Source organism: Bacillus sp. UMB0893 (genome assembly GCF_002858905.1).
GTDB lineage: Bacteria > Bacillota > Bacilli > Bacillales > Bacillaceae > Bacillus_P.
Window position 1 is genome coordinate 20,472 of record NZ_PKLB01000014.1, and the last position, 21,978, is coordinate 42,449.

General features: G+C 39.9%; 23 protein-coding genes and 2 tRNA genes. All 25 read right to left on the reverse strand.

Annotation, left to right across the window (positions count from 1 at the left end; all coding sequences use genetic code 11):
• Positions 1-344: 344 nt before the first annotated feature.
• A tRNA-Glu gene (locus tag CYJ36_RS22245) sits at positions 345-416 on the reverse strand.
• A gap of 11 nt (positions 417-427) precedes the next feature.
• Positions 428-504, reverse strand: a tRNA-Met gene (locus tag CYJ36_RS22250).
• Between the two features lie 214 nt (positions 505-718).
• A complete protein-coding gene (locus CYJ36_RS22255) occupies positions 719-1,171 on the reverse strand; it encodes a S1 domain-containing RNA-binding protein (RefSeq protein WP_101569429.1) in 453 nt (150 codons plus the stop codon).
• 81 nt (positions 1,172-1,252) lie between these two features.
• Positions 1,253-1,633, reverse strand: coding sequence for an FtsB family cell division protein (locus tag CYJ36_RS22260; protein ID WP_101569430.1), 381 nt, complete (start codon positions 1,631-1,633; stop codon positions 1,253-1,255).
• A 13-nt stretch (positions 1,634-1,646) separates the two neighbouring features.
• Positions 1,647-2,276, reverse strand: a complete 630-nt coding sequence (gene yabQ / locus CYJ36_RS22265; RefSeq protein WP_101569431.1) for a spore cortex biosynthesis protein YabQ — start codon at positions 2,274-2,276, stop codon at positions 1,647-1,649.
• Entirely contained in the window at positions 2,273-2,578 is a 306-nt protein-coding gene (gene yabP, locus CYJ36_RS22270; protein ID WP_070877658.1) for a sporulation protein YabP, read from the reverse strand. Before yabP ends, yabQ begins: the two co-directional genes overlap by 4 nt.
• Before the next feature lie 93 nt (positions 2,579-2,671).
• A complete protein-coding gene (locus tag CYJ36_RS22275) occupies positions 2,672-2,935 on the reverse strand; it encodes an RNA-binding S4 domain-containing protein (RefSeq protein WP_101569432.1) in 264 nt (87 codons plus the stop codon).
• A 14-nt stretch (positions 2,936-2,949) separates the two neighbouring features.
• Positions 2,950-4,419, reverse strand: coding sequence for a nucleoside triphosphate pyrophosphohydrolase (gene mazG / locus CYJ36_RS22280; protein ID WP_101569433.1), 1,470 nt, complete (start codon positions 4,417-4,419; stop codon positions 2,950-2,952).
• Between the two features lie 33 nt (positions 4,420-4,452).
• Positions 4,453-6,045, reverse strand: a complete 1,593-nt coding sequence (locus CYJ36_RS22285) for a putative polysaccharide biosynthesis protein (protein WP_101569434.1) — start codon at positions 6,043-6,045, stop codon at positions 4,453-4,455.
• A gap of 128 nt (positions 6,046-6,173) precedes the next feature.
• Positions 6,174-6,710 carry a stage V sporulation protein T gene (gene spoVT, locus CYJ36_RS22290; RefSeq protein WP_101569435.1) on the reverse strand — a complete coding sequence of 179 codons (537 nt, stop codon included), beginning with the start codon at positions 6,708-6,710 and terminating at the stop codon, positions 6,174-6,176.
• A 201-nt stretch (positions 6,711-6,911) separates the two neighbouring features.
• Positions 6,912-10,442 carry a transcription-repair coupling factor gene (gene mfd, locus CYJ36_RS22295; protein ID WP_101569436.1) on the reverse strand — a complete coding sequence of 1,177 codons (3,531 nt, stop codon included), beginning with the start codon at positions 10,440-10,442 and terminating at the stop codon, positions 6,912-6,914.
• 280 nt (positions 10,443-10,722) lie between these two features.
• A complete protein-coding gene (locus tag CYJ36_RS22300) occupies positions 10,723-10,953 on the reverse strand; it encodes an anti-sigma-F factor Fin family protein (RefSeq protein ID WP_101569437.1) in 231 nt (76 codons plus the stop codon).
• Positions 10,954-11,016: 63 nt separating this feature from the next.
• On the reverse strand, positions 11,017-11,574 hold the full coding sequence (pth, locus tag CYJ36_RS22305) for an aminoacyl-tRNA hydrolase (RefSeq protein ID WP_101569438.1): 558 nt from the start codon (positions 11,572-11,574) through the stop codon (positions 11,017-11,019).
• A 242-nt stretch (positions 11,575-11,816) separates the two neighbouring features.
• Entirely contained in the window at positions 11,817-12,467 is a 651-nt protein-coding gene (locus tag CYJ36_RS22310) for a 50S ribosomal protein L25/general stress protein Ctc (RefSeq protein ID WP_101569439.1), read from the reverse strand.
• Between the two features lie 130 nt (positions 12,468-12,597).
• The gene (locus CYJ36_RS22315) at positions 12,598-13,551 is read right to left on the reverse strand and encodes a ribose-phosphate diphosphokinase (RefSeq protein WP_101569440.1); all 954 of its coding nucleotides are present in this window, start codon (positions 13,549-13,551) and stop codon (positions 12,598-12,600) included.
• Between the two features lie 181 nt (positions 13,552-13,732).
• Positions 13,733-15,088 carry a bifunctional UDP-N-acetylglucosamine diphosphorylase/glucosamine-1-phosphate N-acetyltransferase GlmU gene (gene glmU / locus CYJ36_RS22320; protein WP_101569441.1) on the reverse strand — a complete coding sequence of 452 codons (1,356 nt, stop codon included), beginning with the start codon at positions 15,086-15,088 and terminating at the stop codon, positions 13,733-13,735.
• A 231-nt stretch (positions 15,089-15,319) separates the two neighbouring features.
• Positions 15,320-15,610 carry a septation regulator SpoVG gene (gene spoVG, locus CYJ36_RS22325; protein ID WP_101569442.1) on the reverse strand — a complete coding sequence of 97 codons (291 nt, stop codon included), beginning with the start codon at positions 15,608-15,610 and terminating at the stop codon, positions 15,320-15,322.
• Between the two features lie 127 nt (positions 15,611-15,737).
• A complete protein-coding gene (locus CYJ36_RS22330; protein WP_101569443.1) occupies positions 15,738-16,112 on the reverse strand; it encodes a RidA family protein in 375 nt (124 codons plus the stop codon).
• A 15-nt stretch (positions 16,113-16,127) separates the two neighbouring features.
• A complete protein-coding gene (gene purR / locus CYJ36_RS22335; RefSeq protein WP_101569444.1) occupies positions 16,128-16,964 on the reverse strand; it encodes a pur operon repressor in 837 nt (278 codons plus the stop codon).
• Between the two features lie 55 nt (positions 16,965-17,019).
• On the reverse strand, positions 17,020-17,889 hold the full coding sequence (gene ispE / locus CYJ36_RS22340; RefSeq protein WP_101569445.1) for a 4-(cytidine 5'-diphospho)-2-C-methyl-D-erythritol kinase: 870 nt from the start codon (positions 17,887-17,889) through the stop codon (positions 17,020-17,022).
• A 259-nt stretch (positions 17,890-18,148) separates the two neighbouring features.
• Positions 18,149-18,337, reverse strand: a complete 189-nt coding sequence (locus CYJ36_RS22345) for a small, acid-soluble spore protein, alpha/beta type (protein WP_101569446.1) — start codon at positions 18,335-18,337, stop codon at positions 18,149-18,151.
• Between the two features lie 341 nt (positions 18,338-18,678).
• Entirely contained in the window at positions 18,679-18,948 is a 270-nt protein-coding gene (gene veg, locus CYJ36_RS22350) for a biofilm formation stimulator Veg (RefSeq protein ID WP_070877642.1), read from the reverse strand.
• Between the two features lie 340 nt (positions 18,949-19,288).
• A complete protein-coding gene (gene yabG / locus CYJ36_RS22355) occupies positions 19,289-20,176 on the reverse strand; it encodes a sporulation peptidase YabG (protein WP_101569447.1) in 888 nt (295 codons plus the stop codon).
• Positions 20,177-20,454: 278 nt separating this feature from the next.
• On the reverse strand, positions 20,455-21,336 hold the full coding sequence (rsmA, locus tag CYJ36_RS22360) for a 16S rRNA (adenine(1518)-N(6)/adenine(1519)-N(6))-dimethyltransferase RsmA (protein WP_101569448.1): 882 nt from the start codon (positions 21,334-21,336) through the stop codon (positions 20,455-20,457).
• The gene (rnmV, locus tag CYJ36_RS22365; RefSeq protein WP_101569449.1) at positions 21,329-21,892 is read right to left on the reverse strand and encodes a ribonuclease M5; all 564 of its coding nucleotides are present in this window, start codon (positions 21,890-21,892) and stop codon (positions 21,329-21,331) included. Before rnmV ends, rsmA begins: the two co-directional genes overlap by 8 nt.
• Positions 21,893-21,978: the final 86 nt, after the last annotated feature.

Below are 21,978 nucleotides of genomic sequence, written 5' to 3' on the forward strand. Positions count from 1 at the left end.
AATGATGTGGTTATTATATCTAAGGCCAAAAAAAGATTTTGTCAAAAGAACGCATCGGTCAAAAAGAAACGTTCGACTGTTTTTTTGAATAGCGACAAAATGCACTTAAAAACCTTTTTGTTCGTCTTAACGGAATGGCAGGTGAAGGATAGGAATCGAACCTGAATGCACCTTGGAGAAAAATGGGTTGAACGAGCAGAAACTTTATTGATAATTCACAGGCTTTGCAATACTTTACCGGTACAATAAGGCGGACACCACTTTATCTTTTTAGAGTAATACAAAAAACCCCGGCTCTTCATTAAGAAGAACCAGGGTTTTTATGATGTCTTGTGTTTGCTGTATGACCCGTACGGGATTCGAACCCGTGTTACCGCCGTGAAAGGGCGGTGTCTTAACCGCTTGACCAACGGGCCATGCAAAAAAATGGTAGCGGCGGAGGGAGTCGAACCCACGACCTCACGGGTATGAACCGTACGCTCTAGCCAGCTGAGCTACACCGCCATTTTATCGCCTTACTGTTATAAGGCACAAGATATATAATACAAAGGATTTCGACTTCCGTCAACAAAAAATATAAAGTTGAAATATTCTGTGTTTATTGTCATATTGAAACCATTCAGCAAAAGGGCAGTAGAGTCTCGTCAAACATTAAAAAAAGAAAGCACAATTAATGCGCCTTCTCTACCGTTCAAGATTTATATAAGATAGCAGCAAGTTAACCTCTTCTTGCTCCTCGACCGCCACGCTTAGATTCTGTGTTGCGTTTAAGTGATGATAAACGATCCTCACTGTCTTTTAAGAATCTGCTCATCTTTTGCTCAAAGTTTTCCTTAGGGCGGAATTCAGTATTGTTCGTTCTGCCTCTTGGACGATCTGAGCGGTTTGGACGGTCTGAGCGATTCGGGCGTTCTGAACGTTCTGGGCGCTCAGGACGATCAATTGCCTTTTTAATTGACAAGCCAATTTTTCCGTCTTTTTCTACATTGATGACTTTAACGGTTACCTCGTCACCGACTTTTAAGTGATCGTTTATATCTTTCACATAATTATCAGCAACTTCACTGATGTGGACGAGTCCTGTAGTGCCACCCGAAAGCTCTACGAACGCTCCGAAATTTGTAATGCCCGTTACCTTACCCTGTAACTTGCTGCCAACTTCTATCGACATAAAAAAAATGCTCCTCCTTAATAAACATAAAAAACTCATTTATTTAATTATACATAATCCAAAAATCAAGTGTCAACAACACTACTCTTTATCTTTATTTGGCAAATTAAAGATAATCTCATTATCTTCAGATAAAAAATAGTCCCGACGTGCAATTTTAGCAATATATTCATCATCATTCAACTTAACGATTTCTTCCTCCAGCACTTTTTCTTCTTTTTCAAGCTTCGTCAATTGAGATTGAAGCACTTTCTCTTCGTGAATCTTCTCATCAATTGCACTGGATTGAGAAATGAGAGTCGTTAATACGATAACAGAAGTTACCGCCGCAATCAATCCAAATAATGTCAAACGCCGTATTAATCCTCGTTTGCGTCTTTTTATAATCTGCTCTTTTCGCTCTTGCTGCTGCATATACTGTGACTGAAGCTGCGTAATTTTCCGGTCTTTAGCGAGACTCATTCATTAGCCTCCTTTATTTCTTCTTTTTCCACGAAATCCATAAGTTACCACTCATATTCTTGATTTTCTCATAAAATCCTGCTGTTTTTTTGAAAAACCTGTAAAAAAAGTTTCGGATTGATGCAGGAACAAACCTCCACATGCCTTTCAATATCCAAAATAATGGAGTCAAAACGATTTTTACGATTAAAAAAACAAGCTTTGCTATCCATTTTAACAAGTTCCATAAAAAAATGACAAGCCCGCTAATCATCGTGATTGTTATTTTGAATATAGCAATAATTGGTTTGATGAGAAAGAAGTTTCCCATTTTAAGAATGGTTTTATAAACAGTGACAACGCACTTGATCAAAAATTCCAGCAAGGCTAAGTACACACCTTTTATCAGGCTTTGGTATGCCGCAAATCCGCACACCAATGCCAATAAGATATAGATGCGGAACTCTCCTTCATTAACAGAAAGAAGAACATAAAATAGCAAGAGGCCTTGTACCAGCCAAAATAAAATGTCATTTATGAAGACAACCCATTTGGCTCTCTTAGGCCGCATAAGAAAGCGGCCATACGTATCAAGAGATGCACCAATAAAACAGCCTGAGCCAATCATGGAAAGCATCGTTAAGATTTGTGTGGAAAGTGTCATTTAAATAACTTGCTAAAGAGTCCTTTAGCTTTCTCCGTCTGGTGCTCATCCAAATATACAAGGTCAAAGATTCTCCCTTTAATCGAGACAATTCCTTTATCGACATCTAAATTTTTCATTTGGAGATTCTCACCGCGGATCGCAAGCGCACCCATCACTGTCTCAAGCAAAAATTCTTCATTATCGAAGCTTTCCACATGGGTTACTCCCGTAATATCAAGCAGCTTACGGCCCCTCATAATAACGTCATGCTCTTGTATCGTTCCCTTAGGCTGTGATTGATTATCATAATATTGATTCATTGCCTAACCCCCGCATTCTTGTTAGAAATATTCTTACCTATTTCTATGAGCATAGAATGCGAAATAGAACAAGCCCTCGTATGATATCAAGCTCTATTCTTCGGAGATTTTCTCTTCTTTCACTAAAGAATACATACCCGCTGCATCTTCTTTTTTAGAAGAATCCTGTAAATTTTCAATTTTTACAAAGATTCGCTTTTGACCGAATTGAATTGCAAGCTCATCGCCCACTTTTACAATTGAACTTGCTTTTGCCACAATACCATTTACCGTTATTCTGCCTTGATCAGATACTTCTTTAGCCAGAGTCCGTCTTTTAATCAGTCTCGAAACCTTTAAAAATTTATCAAGTCTCACGTTCCTGCACCCCTTTACAGCCCTTTTCGTTTTGCTTCATTCCAGAATGAATCCATCTCTTCTAAAGTCATCTCTTCTAAGCTGCTGTTTTGCTCATTTGCCTTTTTCTCAATAAACTCAAATCTTCGTTTAAATTTATGATTTGTTGAGGTTAATGCTTCCTCAGGTTCAATCCCATAGAATCTGCCAATGTTGACAAAAGCAAAAAGAATGTCCCCAAACTCAGCCAAAATCTTTTCTTGTTCAGAATCACTGTCTGTTATTTCATCCTTAAATTCCTGTATCTCTTCCCGCACCTTATCCCATGCAGATTCAACATCATCCCAGTCAAAGCCTACTTTAGCAGCTTTCTTTTGGATATGGTAGGCTTTAGATAAGGCCGGCAGCGATCCCGCAACGGACTTCAAGATAGATTCTTTTTCATCTGATTCTTTTTCTGCACGCTTAATCTGTTCCCAATTTGATAAAACTTCTTCTGATCCAGTCACAACCGTATTTGAAAAAACATGAGGGTGCCTTCTGATCATTTTATCTGTCAATGTTCTAATTACATCGTCAATTGAAAAAATGCCTTCGTCCGAGCCAATCTGAGAATGCAGCATAACCTGCAAAAGAACATCTCCCAGTTCTTCCACCACATGATCATCATCTTCTTCATCAATGGCTTCAATGAGCTCATAGCATTCTTCAATTAGATACTTTTTCAGTGATTTATGCGTCTGCTTTAAATCCCATGGACATCCATTTGGACCCCGCAGTTCAGCAATTACAGAACGCAATGCAGAAAACTGGTGGTTCAGAATGCGTTCGTCCCGAACAGGCGGCACATATACACTTGTTAAATTATTTACTGTTGTCACACGGTCGAGCTCAAAAAGAGGGACCTTTAAAATCGTTTGTCCACTGCTTCCAGCTCCAGTAACAATTGAAACTTCGTAATCATCTGGCAGTTCTTCCATCAGTGTCAGCTTCACTTCAGATGCAACCATTTGATCATACACCTGGCAAATAATCAGGTGCTGTTTAAAGTTTAGCTGCTCTCTCTGCATAGTGAGTCCATCAACCATTTGAAAACCGTCAATCGGGTCGATTTGGAGCGCAGTAAACGTTGCATCTAAAAAGCTTTGGCCACCAGCAACATGTACCCGAAAACCTTTTTGTTCTCCATTTTGAAGCAGCAATTGAACCGTTTGCTCTGCGACGAGAGGATGTCCTGGCACTGCATAGACAATCTCCTTGTCTTCAGCTTCCTTATAAAGTGATTCTACAATTTTCGAATAAACATCACCAAATTGATCATTCTCTTCATACAGATAATCAAATGCATGATAATCAGGTAGTTCATCCTTTAGTTCCTCAATAACAGGATGTTCTTTTGTTCTGAAAAACAAATGGGCGGCTGATGTCAGTTTACTATAAACGCCAAGCGGCAGTTGGCTGGCATCAGAGCCCCCAAGTCCTACAACTGTAATCTTTTTCCCCATCGTTCCATACCCCGTTTCATTTATATAATGCCTTTATTTTATAAACTTCTGCAGTTTATTCCCTAAAGGGAATCCGGCTAGTTCTTTTTTTGTGAAAATTTTAAATTTCAGAATAGCAATCAGGTAAATCAATCCGCCAATTCCTGTTCCGGATAAAGATATGATCACCGCACCAGTACGATTGCGCCCATCCCAAACTTGATTAAATAAGGACAAGTAAATGAAAAGAACCGCAGCCATGATTGCTGTGGCGGCAATTGTTTTGAAAATATCTTTCCAGCTAATCAGTCTATAGCCTTTCGACTTTAAGAAAAAAGCGTTCAATGCCGTTATCACTGCGTAAGCAGCAACTGTTGCGATGGCTGCTCCTTCTGTATTCATCGACGGAACTAAAAGGATGTTTAATGCTAGCTTAACCGCTGTGCCGATTAATACGGCAACTGCAGGAAAAACAGTGTAATTCAGACCTTGCAGAATTGCACAAAGAGTCAGTGAGAATGAAGTAAAGAAAACGGATAGGCTTAAAATCGATAAGATTTCAGTTCCTGATTCATTCCGAAATAACATAATATTGACAGGCTCCATAATCATAATTAAACCTGCTCCTGCACCTGCACCAACTGCTGTGCAAACTTTCAGGGACATCGTAATCTTTGATGCAATCACAGCTTCATCACTGTTTTTTTTAGCAAATGCTATTATCGGCACTAAAGACAGCGAAAAGGATGTCGCCACGACTGTTCCGAGCTGAATCAAAGGCTGACCGCGATCATAAACACCTTTCAGAGCTTTAGCTGCGGATGCTTCCATTCCGTTTACAAGAAGTGCTGAATAAAGCTGCATGGCATCTATGAGCTGAATGAAGATAATCATCAAACTGGTTATGCAGATGGTAAGTGTATGTTTGAACAAATACTTCATAATAAGTGTGCTTTTAACAGACGGCGTTCCTTTAAAAATAACAGGATTCACTTTTCTATTCTTCATCCAAAAAATACTTAAAAGAGTAAATGCCGCCAAACCGCCGGTTAACGATCCAAACAGCGCTCCTTCTCCTGCTTCATATAAGTTATATCCATTTCTGATCAGGATATAAGAGAAGAATAATATTGTAATTACTCTGATTCCTTGTTCCGCTACTTGCGACGTGGCCGTTGGCAGCATATCTTCTTCTCCTTGAAAATAACCTCTTAATATCGAGATAAAGGGCACCAACAGAAAGGAAAAAGAGATAATTCTGAGGAGCGGGGCAAGTTCTTTGTCTCCCATGATTGCAGAGATTGCATCAGCACCTATGTATAAACTTAAAAAGCAAGTGAAACCGACTGTAAATAAATAGATAAATGAAGTCTTTATGATGGTTGAATTGGCTGCAGAATTTTCTTTATCGCCAAATTCAATCATTAATTTTGAAACAATGACCGGGAATCCAGTTGTCGCAAGCATGATTGCAATCCCGTAGAAAGGATATACTTGCTGATAAATATAAAAGCCGATATCTCCAACTATATTCTGATAGGGCACCCGGTAAGCAGCGCTCATGATTTTAATTAGTAAACCAGCAAGTGTAAGGACAACCGTACCCTGCAGGAAAATGTGTTTTGATGTATCAGAACGGACGTTCATCGCCCTATTCTCCTTCCAATTTTAAGCTAACCGTGCCTATTATACCATAACGATGAGTCAGCCCAATCTTAAATGAATAGGAAAAGGCAGCAAAGATTGCTGCCTGAGTAAAACGATATGAATAATAACTACTGTTCCATTTGACGTGCTAAAAATCCCGCTGCTGTTTCAACCGCTTTATGTTCAACTTCACCTACAGCTTGATCTTTCGAAAAGATGACGACCGCTCCAATCGGATCTCCATTAGCAACAATCGGTCCAACTGTGAATGATTTAAGTTCTTCAGTTGTCCCGTCTATTAATTGAACATCCCCGCCATCTGTGTTTAATACAGAATTTCGTTCTTCCATTGCTTTTTCAACTAATTCACTTATATTCTTATTCATGTATTCTTTTTTTGAACCGCCAGACACCGCTATGTATGTGTCTCGATCACATATCAGCACAGGATGTCCAAGGCTGTCATATAGAGCATCTGCATACTCTTTTGCAAAATCACCCAGCTCACTGATTGGGGAATATTTTTTCAAAATGACTTCTCCATCACGATCGACAAAAATTTCAAGCGGATCTCCCTCTCTGATCCGCAGCGTTCTGCGAATCTCCTTTGGGATTACCACACGGCCTAAATCATCAATCCGACGTACTATACCAGTTGCTTTCATCTAATGCTGCCTCACTTTCACTTGATGATTGTGTACTTGATGATTGTTAGCTGGGCTAGAATATAACTTATGTGTGTAACAATCACCGTTGCTTGAGAATAGTATCCTTCACAGAAACATGCAATATACACAAACAAAGTGAAATTTTCTTTTAAAGGCAGTATTTTCTTTTCATCTTAGACAAAAAGAGCATGAAATAAACTAGTTTGCAGAAATCTCTTCTTTTTTTACCTGATTTAAACCATTTAAAAGCTCCCCTGCAATCGTAAGCCATTTATCTGCACTGGTCCCTTTCGTTTGAATGGTTATCTTAAGCCTTTTACCATCCATTCCAAGACCAACCGTTCTGCCATAGCGATTGCTAAGTTCAAATAGCTTCTGCCCATCAACCATTCTGCTGGTTTCTTCACTTACATAAAGAACAATAACATCTTTTTCCTGCTTGATGACATCAACCTTTTCTTGAATCGCAAAGACTTTTAGCTTGGCAACTTGCAGGAGATAGCCAACCTCAGCAGGGTAGTCCCCAAATCGATCGACAATTTCTTCTTGAAGCTCTTCTAAATCTGCTAAAGTTGCGACAGCCCTAAAACGTTTATAGATATCGATTTTTTGTTTTCCATCTGAAATATATTCTTCAGGCAAATAAGCATCCACTTCAAGATCAATCTCAACCTGGAATGGTTTTTCTTTCGGTGCATCAACTCTTCGCTCTTCAATCGCTTCTTTCAGCATTTGTGAATACAAATCAAATCCAACAGAATCGATGAAACCATGCTGCTGAGCACCCAGGATGTTGCCGGCCCCGCGGATGGAAAGGTCGCGCATCGCAATTTTAAATCCAGAACCGAGCTCTGTAAATTCTTTGATGGCCTGAAGTCGTTTTTCAGCTACTTCAGTCAAGACTTTGTCTTTCCGATAAGTAAAGTACGCATATGCAATTCGGCTTGAACGGCCAACACGCCCTCTTAGCTGATAAAGCTGAGAAAGACCCATCTTATCTGCATCATGGACGATTAATGTATTCACATTCGGAATATCTACTCCTGTTTCAATAATTGTTGTGCTGACAAGCACGTCAAATTGTCCATCTAAAAAGTTCAGCATCGTTGATTCCAGTTCATTCTCTGACATTTTACCATGTGCGTATGTGACGCGGGCATCAGGAACAAGCATCGAAATTTCATCCGCTTTTCGATCGATGTCATCGACCCGGTTGTACAAGAAATAAACCTGTCCTCCCCGTGCAAGCTCTCTTTCAATTGCTTCACGGACAAAGCCTCCATTGTATTCCACAACATACGTCTGCACGGGAAAACGATTTTCTGGAGGTGTTTCAATAACCGACAGATCCCGAACTCCGAGCATTGACATATGTAAAGTACGCGGAATCGGAGTAGCCGTTAATGTCAGGACATCAATGTTCGCTTTCATTTGCTTGATTTTTTCTTTATGGGTTACACCAAAGCGCTGTTCCTCATCAATAATGAGCAAGCCAAGTTCTTTGTACAAAACGTCCTTTGATAAAAGACGATGTGTCCCGATTACCATATCAACCGTGCCATTTTTTAAGCCTTTAACCGTTTCATTCATTTCTTTTCTCGATTTAAAGCGGCTTAATAAACCGATATTAATCGGATAATCCTGAAACCGTTCCCGGACAGTTTCAAAATGCTGCTGTGCGAGAATTGTCGTGGGAACTAATAGTGCAACCTGTTTACCGTCAGCGATTGCTTTAAACGCTGCACGGATGGCAACCTCTGTTTTACCATAGCCAACATCACCGCAAAGAAGCCGATCCATTGGGCGCTCTCTTTCCATATCAAGTTTAATTTCATGAATGGAGCGCAGCTGGTCTTCCGTTTCCTGGTACGGAAAAATCGATTCGAATTCGCGCTGCATTTCACCATCAGGAGAGAAACCATAGCCTACACTTGCTTCACGCTCAGCATAAAGCTTTATCAAGTCATCCGCTATATCCTGAACAGAGGATTCAACTTTTTTCTTAACCCGTTTCCAGTCACTGCCGCCAAGCTTATATATCTTAGGCTCTTTTCCTTCTGAGCCTACATATTTTTGGACAAGGTCAATTTGTTCAACCGGAACATAGAGCTTGTCGCTGCCGTGGTAGCGGATATGGAGATAATCTTTGTGAACGCCATTGATAACAAGAGTTTCAATGCCTAAATATTTCCCGATTCCATGATTTACATGGACAACATGATCCCCGATCTGCAGTTCCGAGTAGCTTTTGATTCGTTCTGCATTTGAAATTTTTTGGCTTCGCGGCTGTTTTTTAATTCTCTTTTTAAACAGCTCTTCTTCTGTAATCACAGCTAATTTTTGCAAAGGCAGTTCAAAGCCTGTTTGCAGATCGCCTTCCATTATGTAGAGGTTCCCAAGCTTTGGCGTTTCATCCTTCTTCAAAAATGCTGCTGTTATTTCATAATCGGCCAGCACACCTTCAAGCTTCTTTACTCGTTCTTCAGTAGCACCTAAAAACACAACTGAGAATTTTGCTTTTTTCCATCTATCAATTTCACTTTTCAAAACATGCATTTGTCCATGGAAATTCTGCATTTGCTTGCATGAAACATTCAGGATATTCTGTGGACTTGTGTGTGGAACATGCCGCAAAAACAAGGATAAATAAACAAGCGGGTGTTTAGTTTTTGTCAGAACATCTGCGTATTTATGAGACATTTGAACATCGTTTACAATTTTCCCTTGTTCAAGCAGGCTCGTATACCAGTCAGCCTCTTCTTTTTCAAGATTCTCATACATTTCCTGTATTCTGCTGACCTCATCCATGATAACGATGGTTTGTTCATGAAAATAATCTAGTAAACTAGCAGGATGATCATAAAAGTATGAGAGATACTTAAACATTTCCTGATTAAATTGTCCATTTCTTAATTGTTCAAGCTCATAGCCAATATTCTCTGCCAGGATCTCTTTTTGCTTTTCATCTTTCAGACGCTTCAGACTATAAGCCAAACCATTTTCAAGTTTCTGGATGCATTGGGTAATCCTGCTTTGATCTACAATTAACTCTTCAGCTGGTCCGATATGGATTTCTTTAAGCTTGGAGATGGAACGCTGGTCTTCGCTGTTAAAAGTACGAATGGAGTCAATTTCAGTATCGAACAGCTCAATCCGGATTGGATACTCTTCTGTCAGAGGATAGATATCCATAATTCCGCCTCTTAAACTGAACTCACCCGGAGTTGAAACCATTCCAGTTCTTTCATACCCCATTGTAATTAACGATGCCATCGTCTGCTCGAGATCCAAATCTTGCCCAAGCTTTAAATGAAATTGGCTATTCATCCATGCTTCCTTAGGCGGCAAAAATCTTCTAAGTGCCGCAATGGGCGCAACTATTATGCGTTTCTTATTTTGAGATAACTGATTTAACACTTCCATTCGCTGGGCTTTTAATTCCGGGCTTGCCACAGCGATTTCTGAAGCAATTAATTCATTGACCGGATAAAGCAGAACTTGATCCCCGACTAAATTCGCAAGATCTTCAAAAATTTTCTGGGCTTGAAATAAATTATGAGTAATCATTAATATCGGTTTTTTTGAGTGCTGAAATAAAGAAGAAGTAAATACAGATCGAGAAGAGCCAGATAGACCGGCAACGAGCTGTTCCTTTAATCCTCCATTAATCCCCTGTATAATCGTCTGGAAATCATCATTATCATAAAAGTAATGCTGCAAACTTTGCAAAGGCTAAAACCTCCCCTTTTTACTGATGTCTGTTTTCACATTGAAAATGACTTCGTGCTCTTTTCTATTAAAGTTGTTTAGAGAGTCCTAAGATTGAATGCTTATGTAGTACGATTCAAAAGAAATAATGCCTTAGGACAAAGCCTTAGGTAGCTGGTGCCGCTCACTCTGTACGTAGATTGCTCAAGCCGTATTAACGTGCTGCCAATTTACAGCATGAATAATTCTCTTATCTTTTAACGGAAAAATGCCTTGGTTCCTCTCGTCACCAAAGCTTTTCCTATTGAATAAAACGATGCAGCTGATGATATTCAGGATTTCTTTCAAGTGCTTCCTGACAATCTTCACAAATGGTTTTTACATGTATATCTCCATTTGTCTCATAAGATATCATTTCCTGTCTTTCTTCCTGCGACAGATGGTGGAATCCTAATTGTTCGCTGAAAACTGAAACACTTTCAATTGTTCCCACTTTTACGCCGCAATGACGGCAATTATAATGTAGCGCCATTGAAAAGCCTCCTGCAAAGGTTTTTATAGCTAGTATGAACCTAGAGGAGCTTGCTTATACTTATCAGTTAAATTTGTTCATCACCTGTAAGAATGGCTCAGAGATAAAGCTCTCACACGCTTCGGCAGTAAGGCTGATTGCTTCTTTAATATTCGGTTCTTCCTCTTTGCTGAAAGAACTCAAGACATAATTTGAAACGCTCATGCCGCCCGTTGGACGATCAATTCCGATTCTCACACGATTAAATTCCTGTGTATTTAAATGCATGATCATAGATTTAATTCCATTATGTCCGCCTGCACTGCCCTTCATTCTTAATCGGACTTTTCCAGCAGGCAAATCAAGGTCATCGTAAATGACGGCAAGATCTTTATCATCGATTTCATAATAGTCCATCAAAGGGCGAATGCATTCACCTGACAGGTTCATGTATGTAAGTGGTTTTAATAATATGATTTTCTCTCCTGAAACATGCCCGATTCCGAAGATTCCGTTAAACTTTGATTTATCTAAGGCAATATTTAATCGTTTTGAGAGTTCATCAATTGCCATAAATCCAACATTATGACGTGTATTTTCAAATTGTTTCCCTGGATTTCCAAGCCCAATGAATAGTTTCATCCTTATACCTGCCTTTATTTGAAAAGTGAAAACGCGTTAGTCAAGCTGAATTCCAGGTGCTGCTTTGCGCCTGATAACGACTTCTAATCCTGTATTTTTCTATTGAAATGTTCAAAAAGGATGATGCGAATCGGAACAGAGCTATTCCATTCCAATCACCATCACCCTCACACTAGTATCTATAATTCCTTATTTAACAATACCATAAAAAACGCAGCCATTAAATGGCTACGTTCTGCAAATTAAGATTGTTTTTCTTCTTCAGAGGAATCTTCTTTGTTTTCTCTGCCTTCAACACGCTCCGGTTCACCTGGTTCCTGCTGTTCTCCGCTATCAATTTCTTCTTCTTGCTTCGGAGGCAGAATAGAAGCAACAACTTCATCTTCCTCATGATTTAACGTGTACTTGCCCGAAACTTTCACATCTTTAATTGTTAACGTGTCATTTACGCCAAGATCCGTAATGTCCACTTCAATGGACTGCGGGATGTCACCCGGCTTAGCCGTAATTGAAACTTGATACATAGGCTGCTGAAGCACTCCGCCGTCCTTCACTCCTGCAGCATCACCTGTCAGCGTAATCGGCACCTCAACCTCAACGTCCTCTTTAAGATTAACGACATGAAAATCGGCATGAACGATTTCATTTTTGAGCGGATCTGTCTGCATTTCATAAAGCATAACAGAATGCGATTTTCCATTTAAATCAAGCTTTATTATGGCGTTGCGTCCACCTTCGCGCAGCGTTTTAATTAATTCGATGCTATCTAAGGAAATTGATTTTGTATCTGTTGACTTTCCATAAATGACAGCAGGAACTTGTCCTTGTTCACGAACCTTTCTTCTTGCTGAGTTCGTAAATTCTGTTCGTTCTTGCACTTTTAGTGTTGTCATAATCCAAAACACCTTCCTAACGATATGTTATGTCTTATTTATTTCCCATTTTCGTCAGGGTCTAAACATTTTTATCAGAAACAAAAACATCCTTTTTGCCTTATGCGGCAAAAAGGATGTTTAAATGGCATTAATCGAACAATGTACTTACAGATTGCTCTTCGTGTACGCGGATAATCGCTTCAGCAATTAAAGGAGCAACTGATAATTGTTTTAACTTACCAATTTTCTTTTCCTCGCCTAAAGCAATTGAGTTTGTTACGACTAATTCTTTAATATTTGAATTTTGGATGCGTTCAATCGCAGGCCCTGATAAAACAGGATGAGTACAGCAAGCATATACCTCTGTTGCCCCATTTTCTACTAACGCATTAGCAGCAAGCGTAATTGTGCCTGCAGTATCAATAATATCATCAATGAGAATGGCTGTTTTGCCTTCAATATTACCTACGATATTCATAACTTCAGCAACATTCGGTCTTGGACGGCGCTTATCAATAATTGCAATCGGCGCTTTCAATCGCTCTGCAAGCTTACGGGCACGTGTTACTCCTCCGTGGTCTGGAGACACAATAACAATATCTTTCAAGTCTTTTTCAAGGAAATACTCTGAAAGAATCGGCACACCCATAAGATGATCAATTAAGATGTCGAAAAATCCTTGAATTTGTGGAGCATGTAAATCAAGAGTGATAACGCGGTCAGCACCAGCCGTTTCAAGCAAATTAGCTACAAGCTTAGCTGTAATCGGCTCACGGGCACGTGCTTTACGGTCTTGACGTGCATAGCCATAATAAGGCATAACAATATTGATTGTTTTAGCTGATGCGCGCTTAAGGGCGTCAACCATAATCAATACTTCCATCAAGTGTTCATTAACTGGAGCACTTGTCGATTGAATAACGAAGACGTCGCAGCCGCGGATGCTTTCTTCAATGTTGATTTGAACTTCGCCATCACTAAAACGAGTTACCGAACATTTACCTAAATCAACACCCACTTCATCTGCAATCTCTTCAGCTAAAGCTGTGTTCGAGTTTAATGTAAAAATCTTTAAATTAGAATCCGCATAACGATTAGACATATTTAAAGGTGACCTCCACTAGGATTTATTAAGTAATGATAAGTATATATTCTTGCGCATTGTTGTCCAGCTGCAGCGCTTAACTCCTCGGTCAGAACGGATCCGGCAGGATAGTCAAGACCGGACTTTTCTGTCGTATCCTTTTCTGTCTGTCGGAACTGAACAAGGCCATCCGCTTTTCTTACTTCATATACTCATTTTTATTTACTTGTCTTGCACGTGCAATGGAAAGAGCCTTGCCTGGAACATCATCTGTAATGGTTGAACCTGCTGCAACGTATGCGCCCTGTCCGACAGTTACTGGCGCAATTAAGTTTGAATTGCAGCCTATGAATGCGCCGTCCTCTATTTTTGTCAGGAATTTATTCTTGCCGTCATAATTCACTGTAATGGACCCGCACCCCAGGTTCACGTCTGCACCAACTTCAGCATCGCCGATATAGCTGAGATGAGACGCTTTACTTGCCTTGCCCATTGATGATTTTTTTATTTCAACAAAATTTCCGATTTTCACTTCATCCCCAATAGAAGACGCAGGTCTAATGTGTGCAAAAGGACCGATATTTACATCATGACCGATTTCGCTGTCATGTGCAACAGACTGGCGGATTGTCGTGCGGTCTCCAATTGTACAATTCTTTATTTCCGAGTTAGGACCGATAATGGAATCTTCCCCGATGATTGTATGGCCGGTAATCATCGTGCCAGGATAAATAATCGTGTCACGGCCGATTTCGGCATCACTTGAAATATATGTGTTTTCCGGATCGATAATGGATACACCATTTCTCATGTGAGATTCATTTACACGTTTTTTCATATATTGCTCTGCTTGCGCCAGAGCTACTCTGTCATTTACGCCAAGAGTCTCTTCAAACGAAGCTGTTTGGAATGCAGAAACGATTTCACTGTTTGATTTTAAGATTTCAATAACATCTGGAAGATAATATTCGCCTTGAGAATTATCATTGGATACATTTTTTAAAGCATCAAAAAGAGCACGGTTGTCAAAGCAGTACGTACCTGTATTAATTTCCTTGATTAAAAGTTCTTCAGCATTAGAATCTTTATGCTCTACTATTTTCTCCACATGTCCTTCAGCATTTCGCACAACACGGCCGTATCCAGCAGGATTTTCTGCTCTAGCGGTCAAAATTGTTGCTTTTGCACCCATTTCTTGATGATGAGAAAGCAAAGATGCCATTGTATCTGCTGTAATCAAAGGAGTATCTCCGCAAATGACGATGGTTGTTCCTTCTTGGTTTTCAAGATGAGATGCAGCTTGCATGACAGCGTGAGCGGTTCCAAGCTGTTCGCTTTGAACGGCGTATTCAATGCCATCGCCAAGCTGATCTTTTACTTTTTCTGCTCCGTGACCTACTATGGCAACGATTTTGCTTAAATCTAATTTAGAAACTTCATCAACCACATGCTGTACCATTGGCTTGCCGCCAACTGGATGAAGCACTTTATAAAGCTTTGATTTCATTCTTGTTCCTTGTCCTGCTGCAAGAATTACTGCGAATCGGTTATCCATATTTAGGCCTCCAATATCCCTTTTTATCCATAGAAAAATATATCTCAAATAGCACGTTATTTCAAGAAAACATATGAAAGTACATAATTTTTCATAATATTGTCACGATATGTAAGGATTTTTCCCTAAGGCACGGCACCCATTAATGGGGGTATTGCCTCATAAACAAGTAAAAATAAAAAAAGACGAATAGGATGAAGTCCTACCCGACTTTTAAAGAGATTCATATAATCAAGAAGCACCCGCTTCCTCGAATTCAACTTCCATTTCACCTAAACGATGATATTCGGCTAAAACAGCCTCTTGTATCTTCCCACGAGTTCCAGAATTAATAGGGTGTGCAATATCGCGGAACTCTCCATCCGGAGTACGTTTGCTAGGCATCGCAACAAAGAGTCCATTGTTTCCATCAATCACACGAATATCATGAACAACAAACTCATGATCCAACGTAATTGATGCAATCGCTCTCATGCGGCCTTCGGTGTTTACGCGGCGTAATCTTACGTCAGTTACTTCCATTCTGTTCACCACCTTTTCCCTGTATGAAAAACTTTAGTTAAGTTATTCAACGGAATTTTTCTTTTTCCTGCAAGAATGGAAAAATTTTTTGAAAAATCAGGTGATTTTGTTCATTTATAATAAATAATTATTGAACAGAGGCAATAACTTCGATTTCAACAAGTACATCCTTTGGCAATCTTGCTACTTCAACACATGAACGGGCAGGTTTATGCTCGTTGAAGTATTCGCCGTACACTTCATTGAAAGCTGCAAATGTATTCATATCTTTTATAAATACAGTTGCTTTTATGACAGTCTCCAAAGAGGCTCCCGCTTCTTCCAATACTGCTTTTAAATTTGAAAAAACCTGATGTGTCTGTTCTTCTATCGAACCATTCACCAATTCACCTTCTGGAGTAAGCGGAATTTGACCGGAACTGAAAAATAATTGATCGATCACGATACCTTGACAATAGGGACCAATTGCAGCCGGTGCTTTTTTTGTATCAATTTTTTTCATTATTGAACCTCTCCTTTATATGGATACTTGGTTTAGAAAACGGAAGAAGTTTCCGTCCATGACATCAATTTGTTTTTCTTTCACATCCACATCTGTTAACTTCACAACAGATATGTATTCATCAACTAAGCGTTCCTCTACACCTTCTGATTCAACCAGCACACCAATTCCAGCCAGATTGGCATTAAATTCTTCAAGCATGCTGACCATTCCATTAATTGTGCCGCCGGCTTTCATAAAGTCGTCAATGATTAAGACGTTAGAGCCTTCATTCAAACTTCTTTTTGATAAAACCATTGTCTGGATTCTCTTTGATGAGCCAGAAACATAATTAATGCTGACAGTCGGCCCTTCTGTCACTTTGCTGTCTCTTCTCACAATCACAACAGGCACATCAAGCTGATTTGCCACCGCGTATGCAACGGGTATTCCTTTTGTTGCTACTGTCATGACGATATCGATTTTGCGATCAGCAAAAACAGATGCAAATAAACGACCGATTTGATTCACGATATTAGGGTTTCCAAGAATATCTGTTAAATATAAATATCCTCCAGGCAGCAGACGTTCCGGTTTCGCCATTAGACTGCAAAGTTCAGAAATAATTTCTTTTGCTTCGCTTACCCCTATTTTAGGAATAAATTTAACTCCCCCAGCTGCACCGGGTACTGTTAATAAAGACCCGATACCCCGCTGTTCAAAGGTTTGCTTTATAATTGTCAAATCTTCACTTATAGAAGACTTGGCAGATTGATACTGATCAGAGAAAAAAGTTAAGGGAACAAGTGCATGTGGATGTTGCAGTAAATAATAAGTCATATCAACAAGCCTTCCACTGCGGCGAAATTTCATGGAATAACCTCCAAAATCCGAATATTTTAAAGATAATATAACTTAATATACGTATTTAATCAAGGCTATTTCGTTCCCCTAACAATCTGACAGCAAATACTTGATCGCAAAAACCTCTTAATCCGTTATACACACGGGGAAGCCTAGATTCATACTGAACAAGGCCAAATACCGTAGGTCCGCTGCCGCTCATCAGCACAGCATCCGCACCAAATCGTTTCATTTGGTCTTTAATGTTCGCAACCTCTGGATACATTTTTAATGTAACACTTTCCAGTACGTTTCCGAGATGACTGCAGATTTGTTCAAAATCTTGCCCTTTGATTCCTTCAATCATTCCTTCCACATCTGGATGTGTTACATTATTTAAGTTTAAATTCCGATACACATCTGCAGTAGAAACACCGATTGTTGGTTTTGCAAGGACAACCCAGCAGTGTGGAGGAGTATCGATATGCTGGATTTTTTCTCCACGGCCAGTAGCTAATGCCGTTCCTCCATAGACGCAAAAAGATACATCAGATCCTATTTCCGCACCAAGCTCTGCAAGCTCGTCTAAACTAAGCCCAAGCTTCCAGAGGCGATTTAACCCCCTTAAGGTTGCAGCTGCATCACTGCTCCCTCCAGCTAAACCGGCCGCAACAGGAATGACTTTTGTAATCGCAATCGACACCCCTTTTTTTACGCCGTATCGTCTTTTTAATAGCAAAGCTGCCTGATACGCTAAATTCCTCTGATCGTCCGGCACAAATCGATTATGAGATATGATTTGAATCTCATCCGACGGCAGTTCAGCCAGTTCAACGCGATCCGCTAAGTCAATGGTTGTCATGATCATTTTGACTTCATGAAATCCATCTGCTCTTTTATGAAGCACGTCTAGTGATAGATTAATTTTAGCTGGCGCTTTCTCCAAAATACGCAAATTCTTCACCTACTTTTAACGAACTGAAATTATCCACATTGTACCACAAATAAAAAGAATATAACGCAGTTTTCGACATTTGCGCTTATTGATAGAAAATTAGAAATATCCAACTGAAGATCCAGAATGATTGCGCATAATTTTCAAAAGTAGTCAGCTCTAGAAAGAACATTGGATTTAAAGAAAAAAGGAGACTGTTCGACACTAATATTAAAAGCCGGAGCATCTCGCCCCGGCTGCCGTAACTTATTGCTTTCGTTTATGAATGTTTCTGGGAGGACATATGCTGTTCAGCAAGTTCAATCGCCCGCTTTACCATGTTTCCGGCATCACGCGATCTGATAGCTCCCCATCCATCATTCTTTACCGTGTCATAAAACCCTAAATCTTTAGCCAGTTCGTATTTAAATTCATCGGACATGATTCCCTGACGTCTACGTCTGCCCATCACAGAACACCCCTTTAATTTAAGTCTGATCTGTTATAAATTTTTCACTGGGCCACAAGCAAAGAAGCGGCCCTAATAGTATGTACATCTTGTATTTTAGCAATCCTGCCATATTTTAATTAAAAGCTGTTTTTGCATTGTTTGTTGTTTTTGGTTATAAATATAACCCGTGGATTTCTGCTTGCTTTCCGCGGGAAGGGATGGGTGCCTCTATTTCCCGCAGGAGCCAAGTGCCTTCCGCTGCAATCCACTAAAGGTTTTAACCATTTCTCTAAAAGCAACAAATTTTACGAAAAAAACCTAATTAAAAAAAGCATAAAAAAAAAGCAGCAAACATGTGTCTACTGCCCAGCAACTGCTACTGAACCTGAAGTATCTTCAAAAAATGTTAACTGCACTGTTTCTGTTAAAACATCTGCATAACTATAGGATACACGCTCAAACGCATTCTCATCTTGATCTAGTTGAACAACGAAAACAGCTGGGTACGTTTCTGTAAGAACACCTGAACGCTCAATCGTTTTTCTACGACCGCCGTTCGCTTTAAGCGTAAGTCGCTTGCCAAGATTAGAATCCAGGGAATTTTTAATATCGACTAAAGTTTTTGCCATTGCATCCACCTCACTACTATCAGTATACACGATAGCCCATTTTAAGTCAAATAAAATTTAAATTATAACAGTGATAAAAGTTCATTGTCAACAAAATATTTTCAACAAAATTCCCAATCTATCTACAAACTAGGATTTACCTAATTCTTATTTTTTATGTAAAGTCAGGTAAATATTTCTTTTGCATGCTTTTTTTCTAGGCAATAGCTGTTTCGTCAATCAAAATACAGCTTCAAGCCATGTTTGAATGTACAAGATATTCGTTTTATGAATAACAGCATTCATTGCCAAAGCAGCCTTTAGCGAAGAAGGACCGCAACCCCATAAGCGGAGTGCGGCTCTATGAATTTGAATCCTCATGGCGATGATACGGCATTCCCGTCCGGAGCACACCCTTCGTCTCTATGCCTCCCAGTCCCTTTTCACGTGTCAGCGTGTTGCGCAATACATCCCACACATTAATTCTTTCCACAAATGGAGTGAAGCTTATTTTAGCTACAATATAGACAGGATCAAGTGCGTGGATGTTTACTCTTGCTGGCGAGCTTGCAAAATTAGCACCTGCTCTAATCAACGATTCAAAATGAGATTGACAGGCACCTGCAAAAATAACGAGCTGATCTAGATGAGGAACAATCTTCCTTGCATTGCGCACAGTCTGAACGAAATGTTTAGAGTGACGGTAGGCATTAATATCATTGATTCCTCCCTTTTGCTTGGAGTATGCATCATGCCCTGTAATCACCAGAATATTAGGCCGATACTCTTCGATCAGTTCAGTAATAACCTCCTGCATCTCAGTTTCTTTCACATGTACTCCAAAGACAGGCACCCCGATTCTCTCATATAGAGTAAGGCACTTTTGCAAATAATGCGGATCCCCATCTAAATGCAGAACCCTTCCAGGCAAATGAAAATACTCTTCATTATGGCTATAGCTTGCTGTCGCCTCATATTCCCGCTTCTCACGCAGTAAACGGTGGTCTTGTTTTAATAAATACAATGACTGGTCAAGCTTCTCCTGTTCATGTACTTTCCGCTCATTGCGTTCCTTGTCGCCGATTATGGATAAATCAGCACAAGGTGCATCAGCAATCAGCCGTACTTCTTCCCCATATAAAACGGCAGTCCAATCTCCCTCAGCAGTTTGCTTCAGATCAATCACACGAAACAGCACATCATATTTGTACGATTTCCGGGCTACGATATCTCCAATTTTCAATTGCATGTTCTTCACTCCAAATGACCGATTCGCTGGAACTTTAAAGAGCACCGCCGACTGGTTAGGTCAAAGGCCGGCACCCATTCTATGTCTAACCATATAGACCGCTAAGCTAAGAACAATCCTTTTCTAGCCTATGATACTCCCCAAAAAGTGTGACCCTCAATGGCCAGGATGAGGGTATTTCCACAATTCTCAGTAATACAAAATTTCTGAGTTTTTAACCTGATTTCCATAGAAAAACCCCGCAGCAGGGCTGCAGGGTGCGAGGAATCATTTATATGTTATCCTTTAAACTCTTCTACTAATAAATCACTGAGGGCAGCAAATTCTTCAATAGAAAGAGTTTCTCCTCTTCTCTTTCCATCAATGCAAGCTTTCTCTAAAGCTTTCTCAATGGATGATTTCTTTTCCTTGCCATCCGGAAGAAAATGAAGCAAATTGTTAAGAAGTGTTTTTCTTCTTTGAGCGAAGCTCGCACGCACAATTTTAAAGAAAAATTCTTCATCTTTCGTAACGACCCTTGCTTCCTCACGAAGAAGCAAACGGATGATGGCCGAATCAACATTCGGCTGCGGCATAAAAACTGTCCTTGGCACAGTCATGACTGTTTTAGCATCTGTATAGTATTGGACTGCTATGGATAAAGATCCATAGTCTTTTGAAGAAGGGGATGCCGCAATTCGGTCAGCTACTTCTTTTTGAAGCATGACGACAATGCCTTTTAAAGGCAAATGATCTTCAAGCAGCTTCATAATGATCGGAGTTGTAACGTAGTAAGGAAGGTTCGCAACGACCATTACTTCCTTGCAGTCTTTGAACTGCTCCTCCATTACTTCTTTCACGTTTGCCAACAGAACATCTTGATGGATGACTGTAATATTGTCATAAGGGGATAATGTCTCTTTTAAAATCGGAATAAGTCGCTGATCGATTTCAAATGCTACGACCTTTTTCGCCCGCTTCGCCAGCTGTTCTGTTAACGCTCCTATACCAGGTCCAATTTCAATGACACCCGTTTCTTCTGTTACGTCTGCATGATCTACAATTCGGTTCAGCACGTTCGGATCGATTAAGAAATTTTGTCCGAGGCTTTTTTTGAATGAAAAACCGTACTTCTCCAAAATAGCTTTTGTGCGAACCGGTGTTGCGATATCTTTAATCATTTTGCTGCTCCTCCCGAACTATCTCCTCTATAGCTTGTACAAAAGTTTGTTTTGTAATTTGAAACATATGCAATCTTTTCTGAAGCTGTTTTCCGTTTGTATAGCCGATTTTCAAGAGCACTCCAAGCTTTTCACGTCTTGCCTTTGCTTTTGGCCCTCCAATTAACCCTGCGTCCAGCAGATCATTCGCATGTATGACAGGTTCTGAATCAGCCATTTCTTCCTTTACATCATGCAGGGCATTTCGAATAGCTTCTATTGAGGCATGCTCTACGCCTATGCCTTTACCGTTTTTAGGCCTTGCTTCCGGTTTGGTAATAAACGCATGCTTACAGCCTGGAATTTGCTCCGTAATGGTTTTGCGTATCTTTTCACCTGGAAAGTCAGGATCTGTAAAAATAATCACTCCCCGTGTCTTCTGGGCAAGGCGTATTTGTTCAATGACAGCTTCGCCGATGGCAGAACCGTTCGTTTCAATCGTATCAGCATCAACTGCACGTTTTATGGCAGTTGTATCATCTCTTCCTTCAACCACAATAATTTCTTTAATTTTCATGTTTTCCTCCAAAAAGATGAAACTTTCCCGAGTCTTCAAACGTCATATAATTGAAACGTAATTGTACCCTATAATAACGCAAAAAA

Excerpts from the sequence above, each read along its gene's own strand:
- CYJ36_RS22255 (WP_101569429.1), bottom strand. The coding sequence starts at position 1,171 with ATGTCGATAGAAGTTGGCAGCAAGTTACAGGGTAAGGTAACGGGCATT.
- CYJ36_RS22260 (WP_101569430.1), bottom strand. The coding sequence starts at position 1,633 with ATGAGTCTCGCTAAAGACCGGAAAATTACGCAGCTTCAGTCACAGTAT.
- yabQ (WP_101569431.1), bottom strand. The coding sequence starts at position 2,276 with ATGACACTTTCCACACAAATCTTAACGATGCTTTCCATGATTGGCTCA.
- yabP (WP_070877658.1), bottom strand. The coding sequence starts at position 2,578 with ATGAATCAATATTATGATAATCAATCACAGCCTAAGGGAACGATACAA.
- mazG (WP_101569433.1), bottom strand. The coding sequence starts at position 4,419 with ATGGGGAAAAAGATTACAGTTGTAGGACTTGGGGGCTCTGATGCCAGC.
- CYJ36_RS22285 (WP_101569434.1), bottom strand. The coding sequence starts at position 6,045 with ATGAACGTCCGTTCTGATACATCAAAACACATTTTCCTGCAGGGTACG.
- spoVT (WP_101569435.1), bottom strand. The coding sequence starts at position 6,710 with ATGAAAGCAACTGGTATAGTACGTCGGATTGATGATTTAGGCCGTGTG.
- CYJ36_RS22300 (WP_101569437.1), bottom strand. The coding sequence starts at position 10,953 with ATGGCGCTACATTATAATTGCCGTCATTGCGGCGTAAAAGTGGGAACA.
- pth (WP_101569438.1), bottom strand. The coding sequence starts at position 11,574 with ATGAAACTATTCATTGGGCTTGGAAATCCAGGGAAACAATTTGAAAAT.
- CYJ36_RS22310 (WP_101569439.1), bottom strand. The coding sequence starts at position 12,467 with ATGACAACACTAAAAGTGCAAGAACGAACAGAATTTACGAACTCAGCA.
- CYJ36_RS22315 (WP_101569440.1), bottom strand. The coding sequence starts at position 13,551 with ATGTCTAATCGTTATGCGGATTCTAATTTAAAGATTTTTACATTAAAC.
- glmU (WP_101569441.1), bottom strand. The coding sequence starts at position 15,088 with ATGGATAACCGATTCGCAGTAATTCTTGCAGCAGGACAAGGAACAAGA.
- spoVG (WP_101569442.1), bottom strand. The coding sequence starts at position 15,610 with ATGGAAGTAACTGACGTAAGATTACGCCGCGTAAACACCGAAGGCCGC.
- CYJ36_RS22330 (WP_101569443.1), bottom strand. The coding sequence starts at position 16,112 with ATGAAAAAAATTGATACAAAAAAAGCACCGGCTGCAATTGGTCCCTAT.
- purR (WP_101569444.1), bottom strand. The coding sequence starts at position 16,964 with ATGAAATTTCGCCGCAGTGGAAGGCTTGTTGATATGACTTATTATTTA.
- CYJ36_RS22345 (WP_101569446.1), bottom strand. The coding sequence starts at position 18,337 with ATGGGCAGACGTAGACGTCAGGGAATCATGTCCGATGAATTTAAATAC.
- veg (WP_070877642.1), bottom strand. The coding sequence starts at position 18,948 with ATGGCAAAAACTTTAGTCGATATTAAAAATTCCCTGGATTCTAATCTT.
- yabG (WP_101569447.1), bottom strand. The coding sequence starts at position 20,176 with ATGCAATTGAAAATTGGAGATATCGTAGCCCGGAAATCGTACAAATAT.
- rsmA (WP_101569448.1), bottom strand. The coding sequence starts at position 21,336 with ATGATTAAAGATATCGCAACACCGGTTCGCACAAAAGCTATTTTGGAG.
- rnmV (WP_101569449.1), bottom strand. The coding sequence starts at position 21,892 with ATGAAAATTAAAGAAATTATTGTGGTTGAAGGAAGAGATGATACAACT.